Origin of the sequence: Pseudomonas sp. R3-18-08, assembly GCF_003852065.1 — a bacterium.
Lineage (GTDB): Bacteria > Pseudomonadota > Gammaproteobacteria > Pseudomonadales > Pseudomonadaceae > Aquipseudomonas.
The window spans coordinates 3157324-3176760 of sequence record NZ_CP027729.1 but is presented as its reverse complement, the minus strand read 5'-3'; the positions used below and the strand labels follow the sequence as shown (position 1 = coordinate 3176760).

14 protein-coding genes are annotated in these 19437 nt (G+C 63.0%); all 14 read right to left on the bottom strand.

Going from position 1 to position 19437, the window contains the following annotated elements; translation table 11 throughout:
• Positions 1-87: 87 nt before the first annotated feature.
• The 14 genes from C4J92_RS14500 to C4J92_RS14430 all read right to left on the bottom strand — a co-directional run bounded on the left by C4J92_RS14500 (position 88) and on the right by C4J92_RS14430 (position 18888).
• Complete coding sequence (locus tag C4J92_RS14500) at positions 88-747, bottom strand: glycosyltransferase family 2 protein (RefSeq protein WP_124404343.1); 660 nt, start codon at positions 745-747, stop codon at positions 88-90.
• Positions 744-1343: an SAM-dependent methyltransferase gene (locus C4J92_RS14495; RefSeq protein ID WP_124404342.1), complete on the bottom strand. Its 600-nt coding sequence runs from the start codon at positions 1341-1343 to the stop codon at positions 744-746. Before C4J92_RS14495 ends, C4J92_RS14500 begins: the two co-directional genes overlap by 4 nt.
• Positions 1340-2098 (bottom strand): PIG-L deacetylase family protein, encoded by a 759-nt coding sequence (locus C4J92_RS14490; RefSeq protein WP_124404341.1) that lies wholly within the window; start codon positions 2096-2098, stop codon positions 1340-1342. The genes C4J92_RS14495 and C4J92_RS14490 overlap by 4 nt, the downstream gene beginning before the upstream one ends.
• Complete coding sequence (locus tag C4J92_RS14485; protein WP_124404340.1) at positions 2095-3093, bottom strand: acyl-CoA dehydrogenase family protein; 999 nt, start codon at positions 3091-3093, stop codon at positions 2095-2097. The genes C4J92_RS14490 and C4J92_RS14485 overlap by 4 nt, the downstream gene beginning before the upstream one ends.
• 1 nt (position 3094) lies before the next feature.
• Positions 3095-5254: a glycogen debranching protein GlgX gene (gene glgX, locus C4J92_RS14480; protein WP_124404339.1), complete on the bottom strand. Its 2160-nt coding sequence runs from the start codon at positions 5252-5254 to the stop codon at positions 3095-3097.
• A 122-nt stretch (positions 5255-5376) separates the two neighbouring features.
• A complete protein-coding gene (locus tag C4J92_RS14475; protein WP_124363040.1) occupies positions 5377-5646 on the bottom strand; it encodes a DUF2934 domain-containing protein in 270 nt (89 codons plus the stop codon).
• A gap of 23 nt (positions 5647-5669) precedes the next feature.
• Entirely contained in the window at positions 5670-8420 is a 2751-nt protein-coding gene (locus tag C4J92_RS14470) for a malto-oligosyltrehalose synthase (RefSeq protein ID WP_124404338.1), read from the bottom strand.
• Positions 8417-10501, bottom strand: a complete 2085-nt coding sequence (malQ, locus tag C4J92_RS14465) for a 4-alpha-glucanotransferase (protein WP_124404337.1) — start codon at positions 10499-10501, stop codon at positions 8417-8419. The genes C4J92_RS14470 and malQ overlap by 4 nt, the downstream gene beginning before the upstream one ends.
• Complete coding sequence (gene treZ, locus C4J92_RS14460; RefSeq protein WP_124404336.1) at positions 10498-12243, bottom strand: malto-oligosyltrehalose trehalohydrolase; 1746 nt, start codon at positions 12241-12243, stop codon at positions 10498-10500. Before treZ ends, malQ begins: the two co-directional genes overlap by 4 nt.
• A gap of 19 nt (positions 12244-12262) precedes the next feature.
• Positions 12263-13819 (bottom strand): glycogen synthase GlgA, encoded by a 1557-nt coding sequence (gene glgA / locus C4J92_RS14455; RefSeq protein ID WP_124404335.1) that lies wholly within the window; start codon positions 13817-13819, stop codon positions 12263-12265.
• Between the two features lie 467 nt (positions 13820-14286).
• Complete coding sequence (locus C4J92_RS14445; RefSeq protein ID WP_124404334.1) at positions 14287-15240, bottom strand: D-2-hydroxyacid dehydrogenase family protein; 954 nt, start codon at positions 15238-15240, stop codon at positions 14287-14289.
• Between the two features lie 20 nt (positions 15241-15260).
• A complete protein-coding gene (locus C4J92_RS14440) occupies positions 15261-16262 on the bottom strand; it encodes an alpha/beta fold hydrolase (protein WP_124404333.1) in 1002 nt (333 codons plus the stop codon).
• Positions 16263-16340: 78 nt separating this feature from the next.
• Positions 16341-16805, bottom strand: a complete 465-nt coding sequence (locus C4J92_RS14435) for an SRPBCC family protein (RefSeq protein ID WP_124404332.1) — start codon at positions 16803-16805, stop codon at positions 16341-16343.
• 88 nt (positions 16806-16893) lie between these two features.
• Complete coding sequence (locus tag C4J92_RS14430) at positions 16894-18888, bottom strand: methyl-accepting chemotaxis protein (RefSeq protein WP_124367195.1); 1995 nt, start codon at positions 18886-18888, stop codon at positions 16894-16896.
• Positions 18889-19437 lie beyond the last annotated feature (549 nt).

Sequence of the window (19437 nt, the reverse complement as noted above, 5' to 3'; positions counted from 1 at the left end):
CAGGCTCCGCTGCGGTGAGTGCGCGGCGCTCCGATCCTGGAGCGCTGTGCGATGGGTTATAAGCATAGACAAGAAATGGGGTTCTTTTTACGAAACCTGCATCAGGCTCTTCAAATAGTCACCGAAACCACCCTGGGCGCGACACTCCAGGCGTGCGCTGGTGATCACTTGCGGGCTGTGGCTCCAGGCGATGGAAGCACCGCAACGTTCCAGGTTGCGCACCAACTGCACATCTTCATGGCATGCCAGGGGTTCAAAACCACCTGCCTGCAGATAGGCGCTGGCGCTTACCCCCAGGTTGGCGCCGTGGATATGCCGATGCCCGTCGCGGGCCTGGTAAGCCTGGTGGTAGCGAATCTGCGCCGCTGCGTCGAAGTCTGCACTCCAGGCGTCCACGGTCACGGTGCCGCACACGGCGTCGCAGCCCAGCGCCAGTTGCGCCACCAGCCAGTCCGGAGCCACGAGGCTGTCGGCGTCGGTGCAGGCGATCCAGCGCGCGCCCAGGCTCAGCAGATGTTGCGCGCCAACCCCTCGGGCATGCCCGACATTCCGTGCCTGCACCGCCAGGCTGTGCACCCCGTGCGCGCGGGCAATGGCTTCACTGCCGTCGCTGCAGCTATCGAGCACCACCAGGATCTGTACCGCTTCGCCGTGCAGATCCGAATGACGCGCGGCTATTTGTGCAGCCCTCAGGCACTCGCCCAGCAACGCTTCTTCGTTATGCACTGGAATCAGAATGCCGATCATCGCAGGCCCTCAAGGCTGGCGACCGAGGCGCCGTCGCGACCCCACAGGTCGAGCAGGAAATCTTCTTCATGGTGACGCACGACCGAATGCAGGCCCAGCCGCTGCTGGAGCAAGGCGTGGACCTGTTCGGCAGTTTGCGGGCAGCCTTCAATGGGCGGGCGCCAATGGCACGCCAGCAGCTGGCCGTCATCCGTCAAGGTGTCGAGGCAGCGGTCAATCAGGCGCTCGAGATCAGCGGCGTCAAGGTAGTAACACAGCTCACTTAGCACGATCAGCTCGAATTGCCCCGATGGCCACTGTTCGGGCAACCGGCACTGCTCCACCTGTACGTTGGAAAACCCTGCGAGCCGCTTCTTGGCCAGCGTCACCGCAGCGCTCGCCGTGTCACAGCACAGCAAGCGATCACAGCGCGCCGCCAGCTCGGCACTCAACTCGCCGTTCGCACAGCCGGGTTCGAAGATCGAGGCATAGCGCGCGCGGGTCAGTACCGCCAGGGTCATGGCGCGCTTGCGCCGTTCGTACCAACGTTGGCGAAATGCCCAGGGGTCGTCGTTGCCGGCGAACATCTGGTCGAAATAGGGGGTTGTCACACTCAAACGAACACCACTTCAAAAGGTTGCAGCAAGCGCTCCACCACATAGGGCGCCAGCACGGGGGGCAGGCCGATCTGGGGGTCGCCCTCCAGCTGGCTGGCGAAGGCGTGGATGGCATGGCGTTTGCGCGCCACCCTCTCGGGCGTCAAAGGGATCTTGCGCGCACGGTGCCACGGCACCATGCCGTCTTCGGCGGTCGCCCAGTGCCAGGTCCACACGGGCAGTTCGTACAAGGTGGCGCCCACGGCCTGGGCGGCTTTCGCACTGGCGCGGCCGACAGCCTCATGGTCGCAATGACCGTCTTCGCGCCAGGTGGCGAATACCACGTCGTCGGGTTTGAGGTAGCGCTGGATGAATACGGCCAGTTCTTCCTCGCGCTCGGCAACTTTGCTGTCGGTGAACCCGGCGCGCAGCCACTTCAGACTGTGCATCGGCAAGCCCAGGCGATGCAGGGCCTGGGCCGACTCCTGGGGGCGCACCACGCTCAGGCGTTGCACCGGCCAGCGTTGCGAGCCTGGATGACTGGCGCTGCCGTCGGTGACCGAGATCAACTGAATGGGCCGGCCCAGGTCGGCCAGGCCTTGCAGCAAACCGCCGCAGCCGAGCACTTCATCGTCCGGGTGCGGGGCAATGATGACGGCACGGTGCCCCTCCGGTACCAGTTGCTCAACGCTGATGTGCGGCAGTTCAGCCAGGCGCGACGAGGTTTGCCAGTAATGCAGGGAGGTGCCTTGGCCGACAATCGGGTTGGGTTTCATAACTGCCACCTCCCTGAAGGTTCGCCGGCGACCTGCATGCCCAGGGCGGCCAAGTCGCGTTCGGCGTGGCTTTGGCGCACATACACCGGCAAGTCCGCCATCAATTGGGCGAAGTGCGGGTCCTTGCAGTAAGGCCCCGCGCCTACGCCACGGCCGACATGCTGGATCACCTGCTCGACGGTTTCCTCGACGCACGCGCGCACTTGCTGGGCCAGCAACCGGGCATCGGCGGTCGGTGCCCGGTCGATCTGCTCGGCACTGGCGCGCAGCACGCAGGCTGCGCTGTTCAATGCACTGTCCACCGCGCCGAGGTGGGCCAGGGCATGCGGCTCAGGGTGCTTGCTGCACTGCTCGCGCAGCACTTCGGCCAGGCGCTGCGCCGCGCCATACCAGCACGCCGCAATGCCAATGCCGCCGTGCCAGAACCCCGGGCGCGCCAGATAGTCGCCCGGCCCGCCGACTGCGAGGCCCCTGGCCTCGCTGAAGACGATCTCGACACTTCCGGTGGCGGCCATGCCCACCGCATCCCAACCTTCATCCGTTACCGTAACGCCCGGCTGATCCATTTCCACGGCCACCAGTTGCTGACGATCCTCCTCGTCCCACGCGGTCAACAACCCGTGCGAAACCACGGACGCGCCTGAACACCAGGCTTTACGCCCGTCGACGATCAAGCGCTGGCCGTCGCGCCGCACGCGCACCTTGGCGCTCGGCGGCTCGGCGGCCCACATCCCCCAGGTGCTGCCCAAGGGCGGCAGCGGGCTGTCGAGTTCAGCAATGATCGCCAGCGCATCGGTGTGGCCTTCGAACAGCTTGCACAGGCGCAGGTCATGGCCGGCGACTTGCGCCAGCCCGCTGTAGCGCGTAAGCGTCTGGCCGCTGCCGGGCAACGGCAGTTGGTCCAGGCCTTCTTCCTGAAGGTCCTTCAAGGCCTTACCCAGGGCTTGCGTGTCCGCATAGCCCCGGTAGCCGGAAAGGAATCCGTGCAACGCCATCTCACACCTCGTCGTCGTGGTGAAGCTCAAACAGTAGCAGCGAGCGGCCGGTCGCGGCGTACTCGTGTTCGAAGTCAAAGCGCTCCTGGCCACGCACCGCAGGGTCGTTGGTATCGAGCAGGCAATTCCAGAACTCGCCCTGGGGCACCGGTGGCAGGCGGAAATTGACCATATCGTGATGGGCATTCACCACCAGCAACAGAGTGGCATCGGCGCCGGCACGACGAATCCCGGTCTCCTGGGCGCGGCCATCCATCAGCATGCCGAGGCAACGACCGTTGCTGTCTTCCCACTGCTCAGTGGTCATTTCATTGCCATCCGGCGCCAGCCAGGTGACGTCTTTGACGCCGATGTCTTCGTTGTAGTCGCCGACCAGGAAGCGCCCACGACGCAGGATCGGGTACGCCAGGCGCAACTTGATCAGGCGTTTGACGAACTTGAGCAGCGCCTTGCCGTCGTCGTCCAGATCCCAGTTGACCCAACCGATTTCGCTGTCCTGGCAGTAGGCATTGTTGTTGCCGTGCTGGGTGCGGGCGAATTCATCACCGGCCACAATCATCGGCGTGCCTTGTGCCAGCAGCAGGGTGGCGAAGAAGTTGCGCATCTGGCGCAGGCGCAGTTCGTTGATTTCCGGATCGTCGGTAGGGCCTTCGACGCCATGGTTCCACGACAGGTTGTTGTTGCTGCCGTCCTGGTTGTTTTCGTCGTTGGCTTCGTTGTGCTTGTCGTTGTACGACACCAGGTCGTGCAGGGTGAACCCGTCGTGGGCGGTGATGAAGTTTACCGAGCTGTAAGGCCGGCGCCCACGGTGGTTGAACATCTCGCCCGAGGCCGTCATGCGCCCGGCGAAGTCCGCCAGCTGGCCGTCGTCGCCTTTCCAGAACGCACGCACGGTGTCGCGGAAACGGTCGTTCCATTCTGCCCAGCCAGGTGGGAAATTGCCCACTTGATAGCCGCCGGGCCCGCAGTCCCAGGGTTCGGCGATCAATTTGAGCTGGCGCAGGATCGGGTCCTGGCGGCATGCCACGAGGAAGCTGTGACGTTCGTCAAAGCCGTCGCGGTAGCGCCCCAGAATCGTCGCAAGGTCGAAGCGGAAGCCGTCGACGTGCATCTCGGTGGCCCAGTAACGCAAGGAGTCGGTGACCATCTGCAGCACGCAGGGGTGACTCAGGTCCAGGGTGTTGCCGGTGCCGGAATCATTGATGTAGAAGCGCTTGTCATCGGGCATCAACCGGTAGTACGAAGCATTGTCGATGCCGCGCATCGACAGGGTAGGGCCGCGCTCGTTGCCTTCGGCGGTGTGGTTGTAAACCACATCGAGGATCACTTCGAGCTTCTGCTCATGCAGGTGCGCGACCATTTCCTTGAACTCGGCGATCTTGCCGCTGGCCAGATAGCGCGGGTCGGGCGCAAAAAACGCGATGCTGTTGTAGCCCCAGTAGTTGGTCATGCCTTTTTCCAGCAAATGCTGGTCGTTGACGAAGGCGTGGACCGGCAACAGCTCGACCGAAGAAACCCCCAACTGGCGGATGTGCTTGAGCACGTCATCTTCCATCAGCCCGGCGCAGGTACCGCGCACGGATTCGCCGACCGAAGGGTGGCGCATGCTGATGCCGCGCAGGTGGGTCTCGTAAATAATGGTGCGGTCCCACGGCACGCGCACCGGCTGGTCATTGCCCCAGGTGTGCGCCGGGTCGATGACCTTGCATTTAGGCACGAAGGGCGCACTGTCGCGCTCGTCGAAGCTGAGGTCGTCGTCGGGGTGGCCGATGGTGTAGCCGAACAGCGCTTCAGACCATTTGAGTTCGCCCACCAGTTGCTTGGCGTAGGGGTCGATCAGCAATTTGTTGTGGTTGAAACGATGGCCGTTTGCCGGGTCGTAGGGACCATACACACGGTAGCCGTAGATCAGCCCGGGGTGGGCGTCGGGCAGGTAGCCGTGGAAGATCTCGTCGGTGTATTCGGGCAGTTCGATGCGCTCCAGTTCCACCTCGCCAGCATCATCGAACAGGCACAGTTCGACCTTGGTGGCGTTGGCCGAAAACAGCGCGAAGTTAACGCCCAGGCCGTCCCAGGTGGCGCCAAGAGGGAAGGGCAAACCTTCACGAATCCGCGACGGCTCGTGGTCCGGCGTCGTTGAGGCTTTTTCGGGCTTGCTCATGGTGTTGCTCCTGCAGGGGTTCTTTTTTTCGGGCCGAACGCGGCCGTACTGACAGTTATTCAGCGCATGACGTAAAGAGATAAAGGCTCCCCTGACGGCAATGCAGTCAGGGGGCGCGGCGATCAATGAGCGGGAGGTTTGGGCTTTTTCGGCGCAGCGGGCTTTTTTGGCGCCGGTTTGGCGGCGGCAGGCTCAGCCGGCTTGGCTTTGGCCGCTGCCTTCGGGGCAGTCTTCGGCTTGGCGGCCGGCTTGGGCTTGCTTGGCGTCAGCGCCTCGGCTTCGGCCAGCTTGCGCGCCATCTCCCAGTGACGGGCATCTTCACCGTGAGGCTTGCCTTCGGACTCCCAGATCTGATGCGCTAGTTCGCGGATGCGTTTGTCTTCATTACTCATCACACACTCCTCAGAGAAAATGTTCAGCTTTCTTGACTATCGGAATTGATAAAGACATTGACCGGGAAATCCCCCAGGGCAGCGCTGATCAACAGCTCCTTGTCTGGTGTGACTACGCTCGTCTGAAAAAGTCCCTTCCAGTTTTGCGTTGCGGCGGCGAACGGTAATTTCACCCGCGTATCGCCCCAAACCTGCGCAGGAATCAACGGCTGCAGCGCATTTTCGAGCAGGCGCCGGGGCCAGCGTGGCACCACCACCAGCACATGGTTGCCTTGGTGTTCGCGGCAGAAGGCGACGACGTGCTCGGCCTGTTGCCCAACCACCTCCAGGGCGGTGTAAGCACCGTCGCTGAACAGCTCGAGGTTAGCCTTGCGCAAGGTCAGTACCTGCGCGATCAACGCCTGTTTGATACGCCCGTCGCGCCAGTTGGCCAACAGTTCAACGGTGTCCACTGGCGCCTCCAACGCGCGTTGCCGCGCCTGGAAGTCCACCGGGCGGCGGTTGTCCGGGTCTACCAGGCTGAAGTCCCAGAACTCATCGCCTTGATAGACGTCCGGCACGCCCGGCACGCTCAGGTGAAGCAAAGACTGCGCCAGCCCGTTCAAGGCACCAGCGGGTGCAATCGCCTCGGCCGCAGCGGTAAGGGCGCTGCGCAGCGGGGCGCCGGCCTCACTGAGCAAAACGCGCTTCAGGAACGCTTCGACGCCCTGTTCGTAGGCCTCGTTGGGCGCGCTCCAACTGCTCTGCAGCTTGGCTTCGCGCAGGGCTTTCTGTTGCCATTGCCACAGGCGTTGCTGATAGGCCTCGAGGTCGGGGTTCGGCTCCAGCGGCCAGCTGCCGAGCAGCACCTGATACAGAATCAGTTCATCGCCTGCCGAGGGGCTGTCGGCGCTGTCGCGCAGCGGTGCGGCCAGGCTGCGCCAGTGTTCGACCTGCTCGGCATACCAGGAAGCGCACTCGCTCAGCACCGCCAGACGGGCGCGGGTATCTTCGCCGCGTTTATGGTCGTGGGTGGCGGTGGCCAGCAGGTTGTGCGGGAAGCACTGCAGCCGCTGCTGGTTGACCGCGTGAAAATCGGCCAACGGCGCGCTGAACTGCTCGGTGCTGAAGCCCACATCGTTACGCGACAACAGCACCGCCGAACGGTAGAACGCCGTGTCTTCCACGGCCTTGGCGGCGGCGGGCGAGGTCAGTTGCTGGAAGCGCACGCAGGCATGCTTGAGCATCTTGCGCTCGCGGCCCAGCGGGCGATTGCGCCAGGGTTGCCCACCCAGCCATTTTTCCAGGTGATCGAGCACCGGCCAGTCACCTTCGCTCAGGGTGCTGCGCGCGCCGTCCATGGCCTGCTGGAACACCTTGTCGTCAGCCGCGCTGCGCCCGCGTGCGCTGATATAGGTGCGGTACACCGGGAAGTGCACGATCAGTTCCTGCAAGGCGCGACGGATCGCGCCCAGGGTCAGGTCGCGGGTCATTACGTCGTCACGCGCCACTTGCAGCAGCGCCTGGGCCACGCTTTCGAAATCGCCGCCCAACGAGCCATTGAGAATCTGCTGGCGCGCCAGCCGGGCTTCTTCGATAAATGCCGAAGGCCGTTCGCTGTGGCGTGACCACAACTCGGCCAGCGGCGTGAAACCGTCCGGATGGTGTTGCAGCAACGACAGTTGGTTCATGAATTCGTAGCCGGTGGTGCCGTCCACTTGCCAGTCTTCGCGCAGGGTCTCGCCTTCGCCGAGGATCTTCTCCACGAAGATCGGCAAATGCCGCTGTGGCGACAGTGCATCCACCCGGCGCCGCAGCTTGCGGCAGTAACCGCGTGGGTCGGCCAGCCCGTCGATGTGGTCGATGCGCAGGCCATCGATCAAGCCTGCGCTGATCAACTCGAAAATCTTGCCGTGGGTGGCCTCGAACACCGCCGTGCGCTCCACGCGCAGGCCGCCCAGCTCGTTCACATCGAAGAAACGGCGCCAGTTGATGTCGTCCGCCGCCGTGCGCCAACTGGCCAGGCGGTAGCTTTGTTGTTCCAGCAGTTGATGCAGGCGCGCAAAGCCTTCCGGTGTACGCCCGTCGAACGCGGCGAGGCGCTGTTCGATGGCGGGCAGCAGTTCGCTGGCGCGCTCGGCCAAGGCCTGTTTGAGCAGGGCGGCTTCGGCGTAGGCGTCATCCTGATAAGCCAGGGTGGCGAAGCGATCGGCCAAGGGCTTGAGCCCCTCGTCGCCGCCAAGCACCAGGGCGTAATCCCGTGGGCAGATCGGGAAACGGTGTTCGTAGTGCTCGACGTAAAACGCACCCTGCGCCGCGTCAAACTTCAGCACCAGGCTGCCGCTCTGCAACGCTTCGCCGTAATCGCTGCCAAGGAACGGCATCAGCAATTGGCCCTTGAGCAGCGGGTCCGGGGAGTGCCATTGAATATCGAAGAATTCGCTGTAGGGGCTCAAGCGCCCCCATTCCAGCAGGTCCAGCCACCAGGGGTTGTCGGCGCCACCGACGGCCATATGGTTGGAGACGATGTCGAGGATCAGGCCCATATCGTGTTCGCGCAACGCGGCCACCAGGCGCTGCAACGCCGCCTCGCCGCCCAGTTCCGGGTTGACGCGGGTAGGGTCGACCACGTCGTAGCCGTGCATCGAACCGGCACGGGCTTTGAGCAGGGGCGAGGCATACAGGTGGCTGATGCCCAGTCGGGCAAAATACGGCACCAATGGCACCGCGTCATCCAGGGTGAAGCCTTTATGAAATTGCAGGCGCTGGGTAGCGCGCAAGGGCAGTGCTTTCATCGGTCACGCTCATAAGCTTGGTTGCGCGCGACGGCCAGCAGCTCGAGGCGGCGCGCGGCGCCGGCATTGTCGAGCAGGCTGGACGCTTCGCCTGGCAGGCGGCGGCGCCAATTGGGGTGGGTGTCGGTGGTGCCGGGCAGGTTGGGTTGTTCCTCCATGCCCAGCGCATCCTCCAGCGGCAGCAACACCAGCGGTGCACGGGTGTGGCCGAGGTAGCGCACGCTGGCATCGATCATGTGGTCGGTGTCGTTGCGGATTTCATCGACGAAGTTCTGCGGGTCCTGGCTCAAGGCCTGACGCAGGGCCTGCCGTTCGCGCAGGCGGTGTTCGCTCCACTGGTCTACGGTTGGCGCGTCGATCAGGCCCAGCTGGATATTCCATTCGATGTCGCGGCTGTGCCACCAGCCGTTGAGGGTCGGCAAGTCGTGGGTGCTGGTGGTGGCCAGGGCGTTGTCGGGCCAGTCGAGGATAGGCCTGAACTGGCCTTCGTGGTTTTGCTCGAACAACAACACGCGCATGCCGAGGATCGCCCGGCTGCTGAGTTTTTCGCGCAGGCCGTCGGGCACGGTGCCCAGGTCTTCACCGAGCACAATGGCCTGGTGACGATGGGATTCCAGGGCCAACAGGCGCAGCATGTCGTCCACCGGGTAATAAAGGTAGGCGCCTTCGCGCGGCGATGCGCCGTTCGGGATGACCCACAGGCGTTGCAGGCCCATCACATGGTCGATACGCAGGCCGCCTGCATGGGCGAAATTGGCCCGCAGCATTTCAATGAAAGCGCGGAAACCGTTGCGTTTGAGGCCCTCGGGGGAAAACGCAGAAATGCCCCAGCCCTGGCCCGCACGGTTGAGAATGTCCGGTGGCGCGCCGACGGTCAGGTCGGCGAGCAATTCGTCCTGGCGACTCCAGGCCTGGCTGCCGGCACCGTCCGCGCCCACCGCCAGGTCGGCGATCAGGCCGATACCCATGCCGCTGCCACGCGCCGCCTGTTGCGCACGTTGCAGGCTGCGCGCGATCAGCCATTGGGTGAAGGCGAAATAGCCGATCTCCTCGCGGTGCTCCTCGGCGAACTGCACCAGCGCCGGGCTCTGCGGTGTACGCCAGTCTTGCGGCCAGTGGCGCCAATCGAGTTCTTCGCCGGCGGCGGCGCGCAACGCTTGTACCGCTTCGAAACGGCAGTGGTTTTCCAGGGCTTCGCCGCCAGTCTGTCGGAAGCTCTGGAAATCGGCGTGTTGCGGATGGTGACCGTGGCGGAAATCTTCATACAGGGCGCGCAGCAGACGTTGCTTGGCCTTGGCGGCGGCGGGCCAGTCGATCAGCGTGAGCTGTTCCAGCTCATGCAGCTCCTCGGCGAGGCCTGCGGTTTCGATGGCATTACGCACTTCACGTTCGCCCAAAATGCAGGCCGGCGAGGCATACAGGCTGTTGAGAAACAGCCGGCTGGAAGGCGAATAGGGGCTGTAGCGCTCGGCGTCGGCGCTGAACATGGCATGCATCGGGCTGATCGCCAGGGCGTCGGCCCCGCGCTCGGCGGCTGAGCGGGCCAGGTGCTCCAGGGCCAGGGTGTCGCCAAAACCGCCGTCGCCCAGGCGGCGCAACGAGTAGAGCTGGGCGCTCAGGCCCCAGGCGCGGGCGGGGTTGGTGTCGACCGCTTCGGCCACGCTATAGCATCGGGCGGGTGCAACCGCGAGGGTAAACGTCTGGCCGTCGATATGCGCTAGGTGGTAGCCCACGGCGATGACGCCAGGCAGCACGGCATCACCGTCCAGACGCAGCTCCAGGGTTTCACCGTTTTCCAGATGGACGCGGCACGGCGTGTCGGGTGCAAAGAAGCGCGCCAGGTCCAGGCCTTCACCGCTGTCGACGGTCAGCAGCGGCGGCAGATGCTTGTCCTGCTGGGCCTGCTCCAGTTCTCGCAGGCTGGCGTCGATCTCGGCCTCGGTATCGGCCGGGTGCCCCAGCCCTTTGAGCACGGCGCGCAGGGCGTCGGGCTGCACATGTTGCGGGCGACCGTTGGCATCGATCCAATCGACGGCCAGGCCCGCGCGGCTGGCGAGTAGTTCCAGGTTCGCTTCGCTCAAAACTCTTCTCCGACGGGGAATAAGGACACGCGTGCGCTGAGGGGCGGCAGGTGCGCCACGGGCTCGACAGGCGTTTGAAAGATCACATGTGGCGAGGCGGGCTGGTCGATAGGCTCGGCGCTCAGGTTCAGGTCGATTTGCAACACGCTGCCATCGCCCAGGCGCCAGCGCGCAGTCACGGCGCTGTCCGCCAGCACCTGCGCACCCATGGCCACACTGCCGGGCAGATGGGGCACCACATATTGATGGCGCAGGCCCAGCAAGTGGCGATAGAGCTGGGCATGCTCGTTTTCGACCAGGGACGGCTTCGATTGCAGGAAGGTCGTCACTGCGTTGGGATCGGGAATCCGTTCGCGCTGCTCGGGGTCATGAAACGCGGCGAAATCGGCGAACTCGTTACGTCGGCCCTCACGGACGGCCTGCGCCAGCTCACCGTGATGATCGGTGAAGAACAGGAACGGCTGCGCGGCATTGACTTCATCGCCCATGAACATCAGCGGGATCATCGGCGACAGCAGCAACAGCGCGGTCGCCGCCTTCAACGCCTGGGGCGGGCACAGTTGGTGCAAGCGTTCGCCCAGGGCGCGGTTGCCAATCTGGTCGTGGTTCTGCAGGAACGCCACGAAGGCGGTCGGCGGCAGCCCCGCGCTGGGTTCGCCGCGTGCATGGCCGTGGCGGGTGGGCTGGCCCTGGTAGATAAAGCCTTCACCCAGGCAGCGTGCCAGTTTGGCGGTGGGCTGCTCGGCGAAGTCGCTGTAATAGGCATCGGTTTCGCCGGTGAGCAGTACGTGCAGCACGTTATGGAAGTCATCGTTCCATTGCGCGTCGAAATCCTGTTTGAGCAAGCTGGCCTGGTTCAGCTCGTTTTCCAGCATCAGCCACACGTGGCGGCCGGTGTCGACCTGCTGGCGCACCCGTTGCGCCAGTTCCAGCAGGAACCCGGGGTTGTCGATGGCGTGTACCGCATCCAGGCGCAGGCCGTCGAAGCGGTATTCAAGCAGCCACATCAATGCGTTATCGAGGAAGAAATCCCGTACTTCACGGCGCTCGAAATCAATCCCCGCACCCCATGGGGTGTGCACGTCTTCCTGGAAGAAGCCCTTGGCGTACTGGCCCAGGTAATTGCCATCCGGGCCGAAGTGGTTGTAGACCACGTCGAGGATCACCGCCAGGCCATGCCCGTGGGCACTGTCGATCAAGTGCTTGAGTTGTTCGGGTGTGCCATAGGTAGAGTGGGGTGCGTAAGGCAGTACGCCGTCGTAGCCCCAGTTGCGCTCACCGGGGAATTGCGCCAGGGGCATCAGTTCGATGGCGGTTACACCCAGCTCGGCCAGGCGCGGCAGCTGCTTCTCGACTTCGGCGTAACCGCCCATTGCGCCGACGTGCAGTTCGTAGATGACTGCTTCGTGCCAGGGGCGGCCTTGCCAGTGGCTGTGCCGCCACTCATACGCGAGCGGGTCGACGACGCGGCTCCAACCGTGCACATCCAGCGCCTGGGCCCTGGAGGCAGGGTCGGGAACATCCCGTTCGCCGTCGATATTGAAGCGGTAAAGCGTTCCGGCAGGGCAGGCCACTTCTACTTCGAACCAGCCATCTGCCTGGGGCAGCATGGCGATGGATTTCCCGTCCTGCAATTCAACGCTGACATAAAACGCGTCTGGCGCCCACAAGGCAAAACGCGTATGTTGCGCGTCCAGCATCAGTGCGCCGTGGGGCCAGGTTTCCAGAGTCCGTAACGGCATCTATGAAGACCTCTCTTGATTATTTAGTCGATTTCCCCAGTGCTTTAACCACCAGTTGTTCGTACAGCTCGGCGTAGGGTTCCACCGCCTGTGACCAGTTAAAGGGTTGGGTCATGGCGCGGCTGCGCATGGCGTTGAGCAGGCCTGGGAAAGAAAACACTTTAAACGCGCGCTCCAAGGCTGCTTTGTAGCTGCCGACGGTGGATTCGTTGAACAGGAATCCGGTGACGCCGTCTTCAATGGTGTCGGCCAGGCCGCCAGTGTTGCGCGCTACCGGCAAAGAGCCGAAACGCTGGGCATACATCTGGCTCAGGCCGCAGGGCTCATAGCGCGATGGCATCAGCAGGAAGTCGCTGCCGGCGAACATGCGGCGGGCGTCGGTCTCGTTGAAGCCGATGCGCACGCCAACCTGGCCTGGGAAGCGCAGCGCCAGCTCACGCATGGCCTGTTCTTCTTCCGGCTCGCCACGCCCGATGATTGCGATCTGGCCACCGTTTTCAACGATGAAGCTGGCGACCGCTTCGGTAAGGTCCAGGCCTTTCTGGTAGACCAGGCGCGACACCACGGCGAACAACGGGCCGGTGGAGTCGTGCAGGCCGAACAGCTCGCGCACTTGGGCGGCGTTGATGGCCTTGCCTTCCCAGTCACCAATATTGAAGTTATGGGTCAGATGGGGGTCGGTCGACGTTTCCCAGCTTTCGTCGATGCCGTTGGGAATCCCGCTGAGCAGGCCTTGCTGGGTTTTGCTGGCCAGGAAGCCATCGAGGCCACAGCCGAATTCCGGCGTGGTGATTTCCTCGGCATAGGTGGCGCTGACCGTGGTGATGTGGCTGGAGTAGGCCATGCCGGCCTTGAGGAACGACATCTTGCCGTAGAACTCCATGCCTTCCTGTTGCAGGGCGTGCGGTGGAATGCCCAGTTCGGGGGTGCAGCCCAGGCTCACCACGCCCTGGTAGGCGAGGTTATGAATGGTGAACAGGGTCGGTGTGCGTGAACCACGCCAGTGCATATACGCCGGGGCCAGGCCAGCGGGCCAGTCGTGGGCGTGCACCAGGTCCGGGCACCAGTGAATCTGCGCCAGGTTGGCGGCCATGTCGGCGGCGGCCAGGCCCAGGCGGGCGAAGCGGATGTGGTTGTCCGGCCAGTCGCGGCCATTGTTGGCGCCGTAGGGCGTGCCTTCGCGCTCGTACAGCTCAGGGCAGATCAGTACATAGATGACCAGGCCATCCTTGAGGTCCATGCGCCCGATCTTGCATGGTGGCAGCGCCGCGTGGCCGCCCAGCTCACCGACGATATGGATCGGGTTGTCGCTCTCCATCACCTGCGGGTAACCGGGAATCAGTACCCGCACATCGTGCAGGTGCGCCATGGCGCGGGGCAGGGCGGCGGAGACGTCGCCCAGGCCACCGGTCTTCACCAGGTCGGCAAACTCGGAGGTGACAAACAGCACTTTCTTTCGATTCGGATTCTTACTCACGATCGGCCGCACAGTGTTGGGCAGGTCGGCCAACGATGTAGGCCCCCCTGCCGGCTGACTAAAACGCTCTCCCTGAGTTACTACTGCGGCACTGATCATAATGCACTCCCCTTGTTTCGTTGGTCGGCTAATGGCCCGCTGCCATTGGCTCCGAGTGACCGCATCCTGCGGCCAGGCGCACAAGCGCAATACAAACTGGCAAGGCGTATGCCAGTTGCACGGTTAGCTAAAAAAGTTTGGATGGGCGGGCATGCGGCCTGAACCGGATACGTTCGCCTTACCTAAAACTGGACCTGCGGCAGAGTTCGAAAGTTTCGATTTTTTGCGGGGTTTTTGTTTTGGAACGGACCCATCGGTCATCAGTCTAGGACAGATTCCAGCATCCATAGGGTTTATTCGGGGAAATTGTAGGACAAAAACTTATAAGGTTAAGCAGGCTTAAACAGTGTGGCGAGGGAGCTTGCTCCCGCTGGAGTGCGCAGCGCTCCCTTATTTTGGGGGCGCTGCGCGCCCCAGCGGGAGCAAGCTCCCTCGCCACAAGTGGGCGCCCGCACTGAAATGGTGCGTCAGCCGAGCACCCGAATGGGTGCGCCGTTCGTCCAGGCCTGGATGTCTTCGATCATCTGCTGATAGAACTGATGGTAGTTCTGTTCGCTCACGTAACCGACATGGGGCGTTGCCAGCACGTTTGGCAGCGAGCGGAAGGGATGTTCAAACGGTAGTGGCTCCTGGCTATATACGTCCAGCGCCGCGCCGGCCAGTCGCCCGCTGCTCAATGCCTCAACCAGCGCCTGTTCATCCACAATCGGCCCGCGTGCCGTGTTGACCAGCCGGGCACTGGGTTTCATCCAGCTCAACGCCTGCGCATCGACCAGACCGCGACTGCGTTCGCTGAGTACCAAGTGAATGGTCAGAATGTCAGCCTGTTCGAACAGCTCGCGCTTGCTCACCCAGGTCACGCCGGACTCGGCTGCCCGTTGCGGCGTGAGGTTTTCGCTCCAGGCGATCACGCGCATGCCGAAGACCTGGGCGAACTGTGCGACTTTTTGCCCGATGCTGCCCAGCCCGAGGATGCCCAAGGTCTTGCCATACAGGTCGCCGCCCAGGCCGACTTGCCAACCGCCTGCGCGCAGGGAATTGGCTTCGGCCAGCAGGTTGCGTGTCGAGGCCATGATCAGCGCCCAGGTCAGCTCCGGCGCGGCCTGCTTATAGCTGTCGGTGCCGCACACCTGGATACCCAATGCCTTGGCGGCGGCGATGTCGATGGCGGCGTTGCGCATGCCACCGGTCACCAGCAATTTGAGCCTGGGCAGCCCTTGCAGTAAGGCCTGGTCGAAGGGGGAGCGCTCGCGCATCACGCAGATGACGTCGAACGTCAGCAGACGCTCGACCATCGTGGCCGTATCGGCGGGGTAGTCATGGAGAAAATGCACCTGGCCCAAGGGATCCAGCACCGACCAATCCACCACGCTGCTAGCCACTTGCTGCCAATCATCAATGACTGCGATCTGTAGCGACATGCACGCGTGCCTCACTCAGGTTAAAGGGCCTTCAAACCCTGCAACAGCGCTTGATGAAACCGCGCCGGTTCTTCCATCTGCGGCGCATGGCCCAAGCCTTCGAACTCCACCAGGGTCGCATGGGGAATCAGCTTGGCCACCTGCTTGCCCAGCACCTGGTAGTTGCCGACCTTGGCTTTCACGTCCGGTGGCGCCAGGTCTTTGCCGATGGCGGTGGTGTCGCTGGTGCCGATCAACAGCAGGGTCGGCGCTTGCACGTTCTTGAACTCGTAGTACACCGGTTGGGTGAAGATCATGTCGTAAATCAACGCCGAGTTCCAGGCCACCAAGGTATGCCCCGGTCCTTGGTTGAGGCCGACGAGCATGTCCACCCAGCGCTCGTATTCGGGCTTCCAGCGGCCCACGTAATAGGTGTCGCGCTCGTACTTGCGCACGCCGTCTGCGTTCAGTTTCAACTCGCGCTGATACCACTGGTCAACGCTTTGGTGCGGCACGCCCAAGGCCTTCCAGTCTTCCAGGCCGATGGGGTTGACCAGTGCCAGTTGTTCGGTTTGTTCGGGGTATATCAAGGCATAGCGCGTGGCAAGCATACCGCCGGTGGAGTGGCCGAGCAGCGTGGCTTTTTGAATGCCGAGCTTTTCCAGTAACTGGTGGGTGTTGAGCGCCAGTTGCTGGAAGCTGTATTGGTAATGTTCGGGCTTGCTGGAGGTGCAAAAGCCGATCTGGTCCGGCGCGATCACCCGGTAACCCGCGTCGCTCAAGGCTTTGATCGAGTCTTCCCAGGTGGCGCCGCAGAAGTTCTTGCCGTGCATCAGCACCACGCTGCGGCCGTTGGCTTTACCTTTGGCCGGGACGTCCATATAGCCCATCTGCAGGCTTTTACCTTGGGACTCGAAGTTGAAGCGTTCAACCGGGTAGGGGTACTGGAAGCCCTGGAGTTCAGGGCCGTAGGTGGCGGCGAACACAGGTGCGGCGCTGGCGGTAAGCAGGCCGGCGACGCATAAGTCACGGATGGAAGGCATGGGCATCAACTCCGGGAAAAGATGCTCCGGATGCTGTTTGGGAGAGATTAACGGGGGATTAACACACCCGCTGCAGGGTTACTGCGCCAAGCCGCTGACGTGTTCCAACCGATGCTTGAGCCGGTCCAGCGCGATACGCGAGAGCTCGATCATGCGCTCATGCAAGGTCACCAGTCGCAGTTCGGTCTCATAGGTCAGCACACGCGTGAACAACGTGCCGCCAGGCTGTGCTTGCAGGCAATAATGCAGGGAACCGTCGACCACCACTGAGGTGAACACGGTCATGAACTCGTACGGGCAGCGGGCGATGTGTACGCGGTAGCTCAGCGGCACGCGGATGCCCAGCAGGTCGATGATTTCGGTAAACCGCGTACCGGTCGGCAGGGAGCCGTGGGTGCCGGTGTCGGCGCTGAGGGAGGAGGGGTGCCATTCGTGCCAGTGGTCCGGTTGGGTCACGTAGTCGTAGACGGCCTCGACAGGGGCGTGGATGAACCGTTCCTGGCTGATTCGCTCCACGCGGATCGGATGCTCGATAGCGTGCATGACACACCTCCTGTGTGGCGGGTTTTAAACCAGGAGCTGTGAGAATAGTCCGACTCCCGCGCTTTGCACGGGAGTATTCAGGCGTGGATCAACGCACTTTGAAGCGCCCCATCAAGGCAATCACCCGGCCATTCGCTTCCAGCAGGCTGTGGGTATTGGTTTCAGTGGCATGGCCGCTTTCGACCAGCTCTTCTACCATATGTCGGATCTGTACCATGCTGCGGTTGATCTCTTCGGTCACGGCGCTCTGTTGCTCGGCGGCCGTCGCGATCTGGGTGCTGAGGTTGTTGATATGGCTGACCGAACCGGCCATTTCATCGAGCCCGCTGTTCACCCGCGCGGTGGCATCCGCCGCCGACTGGCAACTGGCCTGGGTGTTTTCCATGGCGGTAACCGATGAGCTTACTCCGGTGGTCAAGCGCGCCAGCATCTCGTTGATCTGCGAGGTGCTGGCCTGGGTGCGTGCGGCGAGTGCGCGTACTTCATCGGCCACTACGGCAAAACCGCGGCCTTGTTCGCCGGCCCGCGCCGCTTCAATCGCGGCGTTGAGCGCCAGCAGGTTGGTCTGGCCGGCGATGGCGCCGATCACGCCGAGGGTTTCGGTGATGCGTGCGGCGTCCTGGCGCATGTTCTCAACGGTGTGGGTCGCGCTGGCGACCTCACCGATCAAGGCGCTGACACTGGTGGACGCTTCGCCCACCACCACCCGGGAACGGTCGGCGTGTTCGTTGGCGCGCTGGGTGAACGCTGCGGTTTCAGCGGCGTTTTGCGCGACGGTGTCGGCGGTGGAGCTCATTTCGGTGATGGCGGTCACCGTCTGGTCGGTTTCTGAAGCGTGGCGCACCAGGATCTGGTTGGTGTGAGCCGAGGTCTGCTGCAGCTGCGCAAGACCCGAGGCCATGGCGCCGGTGGCTTGGGTCACTTCGCCGATCATGTTTTGCAGGTAGACGATAAAGTGGTTCACCGAGTGACCGATGGCGCCCAGTTCGTCTTCGGCGCGGATGGTGATGCGTCGCGTGAGGTCGGCGTCGCCAGCGGACAGCGCGTCGATATTGCCCTTGAGCGCTTTCATGCGCTGTACCAGCTGGCGAATGGCATACGCCGCGAGCAGCACCAGCAGGATCACCATCGGGATTTGCAGCAACGCCAGGCTGCCGAGCACGTCATTGCGCTGGGCGGTGATCAGCGAGGTGGGCAGGGCGGTCGCCAGGAACCACGGGGTGCCCTCGATCGGACGCATGTAGAACGTGCTGGCCACGCCCTGGTTGTCGAACTCGCTGCGTTGCAAGGCTTGGTCACGATGGGCCAGGGCTTTGCTGACCTGGGCGGCAAAGGCCGAGGTGCCGGTCAGTTCGCTGATGTTCTTCAACACCACCGGGCTGCTGATGCGCGAGCTGTTGCTGATGATCTTGCCGTCGCCTTCGACGATCAGCATTTGCCCGCCGATGTCTTTTTCCTTGCTGGCCACCAGGTCATTGAAGAAGCCCAGGGTCACGTCGATGGTCGCCACGCCATAGGCGGCGCCGTCACGCTGGATCGCCATGGCGCAGTTGGTGCGCGGCTCCTGGCTGGCGTCGTCCTTGTAGGCGGCGGCCCAGGCGCATTGGCCACGGGGCGAGGCGAGGCCGCCCTTGTACCAGCTCTGGTCGTAATAGTTGGGCGCGGGGTCACTGTTCCAGAAGGTGTTGACCGCCAACTTGCCCGACGCGTCACGGTGCCAGAACGTGCTGTGTTTGTTGCGCCCAGGCGTGCGCTGGTTGGGCAGCGGCCAGATACCGCCGCCGAATACTTTCAGCTCGCCGTATTGATCCACCAGGCCGGGCAGGACCTTGTCGATGGCGTCGCTGTCGAGCAGCGGAATCGTTTGAGTGATGGTGCGCTGCTGGGCCTGAACCTTGTTCAGTTCGCCCTGGATCTGTTCGGCCACTTCGCCGATGCGATTGAGTACCACCTGTTCTTCGGTGTATTGCAGCTTGGGTGCGACCAACTGGCCGATACCCACGACAGTCAACACCAATAACACCAGGACGAACAGCACCAGGAACAGGGTATAGCGAGCTTGAATGGAGCGCAGTGGGGGCATGGGATCGTCCTTACGAAGCGTTATTGTCGGCGCGGCTTTGTTAGAGCTTCGTATGGCTATCGGCTTGGACGGTAGGAGCTTTAGGTAGGTGTGTGCAAGAAAGTGCCGACGTCGTCGAGCGGCGCCGCCAGGTCAGATCTGGAGCATGGCCATCACTCAAATGTGGGAGGCCCCACTACCTCTTCGACGTAGCGCTGTCGCGCAGCAAACTGGGGGCGCCTACAAATATTCTTGGCGCTGAGGTGATCGTTCCCGCGCTCTGCGTGGGAATGCCTCCTGGGACGCTCCGCGTCCCGCCAAGCGCTGCAAGTTTCGGCGATTGCGCACAGGTGACGCGGAGCGTCACGGGATGCAATCCCACGCAGGAGCGTGGGAACGATCTTTGAATGTGAAATTTCAGTTTTTAACTGAAAAATTAATCCTTTAAAATCAGCGAGTTATTTTAAGTTTGATAAGAGGGGGCTTGCTCTAATGCCAGTCAGTTAAGGCTTTATGTAGGAGCGAGGCGGGCGGCTAGCCCTTGCTCGCGAAAAACTCACAGGCACCGCG

Bases quoted from the DNA above. Each gene is read 5' to 3' on its own strand.
- C4J92_RS14500 (WP_124404343.1), bottom strand. From the start codon at position 747: ATGATCGGCATTCTGATTCCAGTGCATAACGAAGAAGCGTTGCTGGGC.
- C4J92_RS14490 (WP_124404341.1), bottom strand. From the start codon at position 2,098: ATGAAACCCAACCCGATTGTCGGCCAAGGCACCTCCCTGCATTACTGG.
- C4J92_RS14485 (WP_124404340.1), bottom strand. From the start codon at position 3,093: ATGGCGTTGCACGGATTCCTTTCCGGCTACCGGGGCTATGCGGACACG.
- glgX (WP_124404339.1), bottom strand. From the start codon at position 5,254: ATGAGCAAGCCCGAAAAAGCCTCAACGACGCCGGACCACGAGCCGTCG.
- C4J92_RS14475 (WP_124363040.1), bottom strand. From the start codon at position 5,646: ATGAGTAATGAAGACAAACGCATCCGCGAACTAGCGCATCAGATCTGG.
- C4J92_RS14470 (WP_124404338.1), bottom strand. From the start codon at position 8,420: ATGAAAGCACTGCCCTTGCGCGCTACCCAGCGCCTGCAATTTCATAAA.
- treZ (WP_124404336.1), bottom strand. From the start codon at position 12,243: ATGCCGTTACGGACTCTGGAAACCTGGCCCCACGGCGCACTGATGCTG.
- glgA (WP_124404335.1), bottom strand. From the start codon at position 13,819: ATGATCAGTGCCGCAGTAGTAACTCAGGGAGAGCGTTTTAGTCAGCCG.
- C4J92_RS14445 (WP_124404334.1), bottom strand. From the start codon at position 15,240: ATGTCGCTACAGATCGCAGTCATTGATGATTGGCAGCAAGTGGCTAGC.
- C4J92_RS14440 (WP_124404333.1), bottom strand. From the start codon at position 16,262: ATGCCTTCCATCCGTGACTTATGCGTCGCCGGCCTGCTTACCGCCAGC.
- C4J92_RS14435 (WP_124404332.1), bottom strand. From the start codon at position 16,805: ATGCACGCTATCGAGCATCCGATCCGCGTGGAGCGAATCAGCCAGGAA.
- C4J92_RS14430 (WP_124367195.1), bottom strand. From the start codon at position 18,888: ATGCCCCCACTGCGCTCCATTCAAGCTCGCTATACCCTGTTCCTGGTG.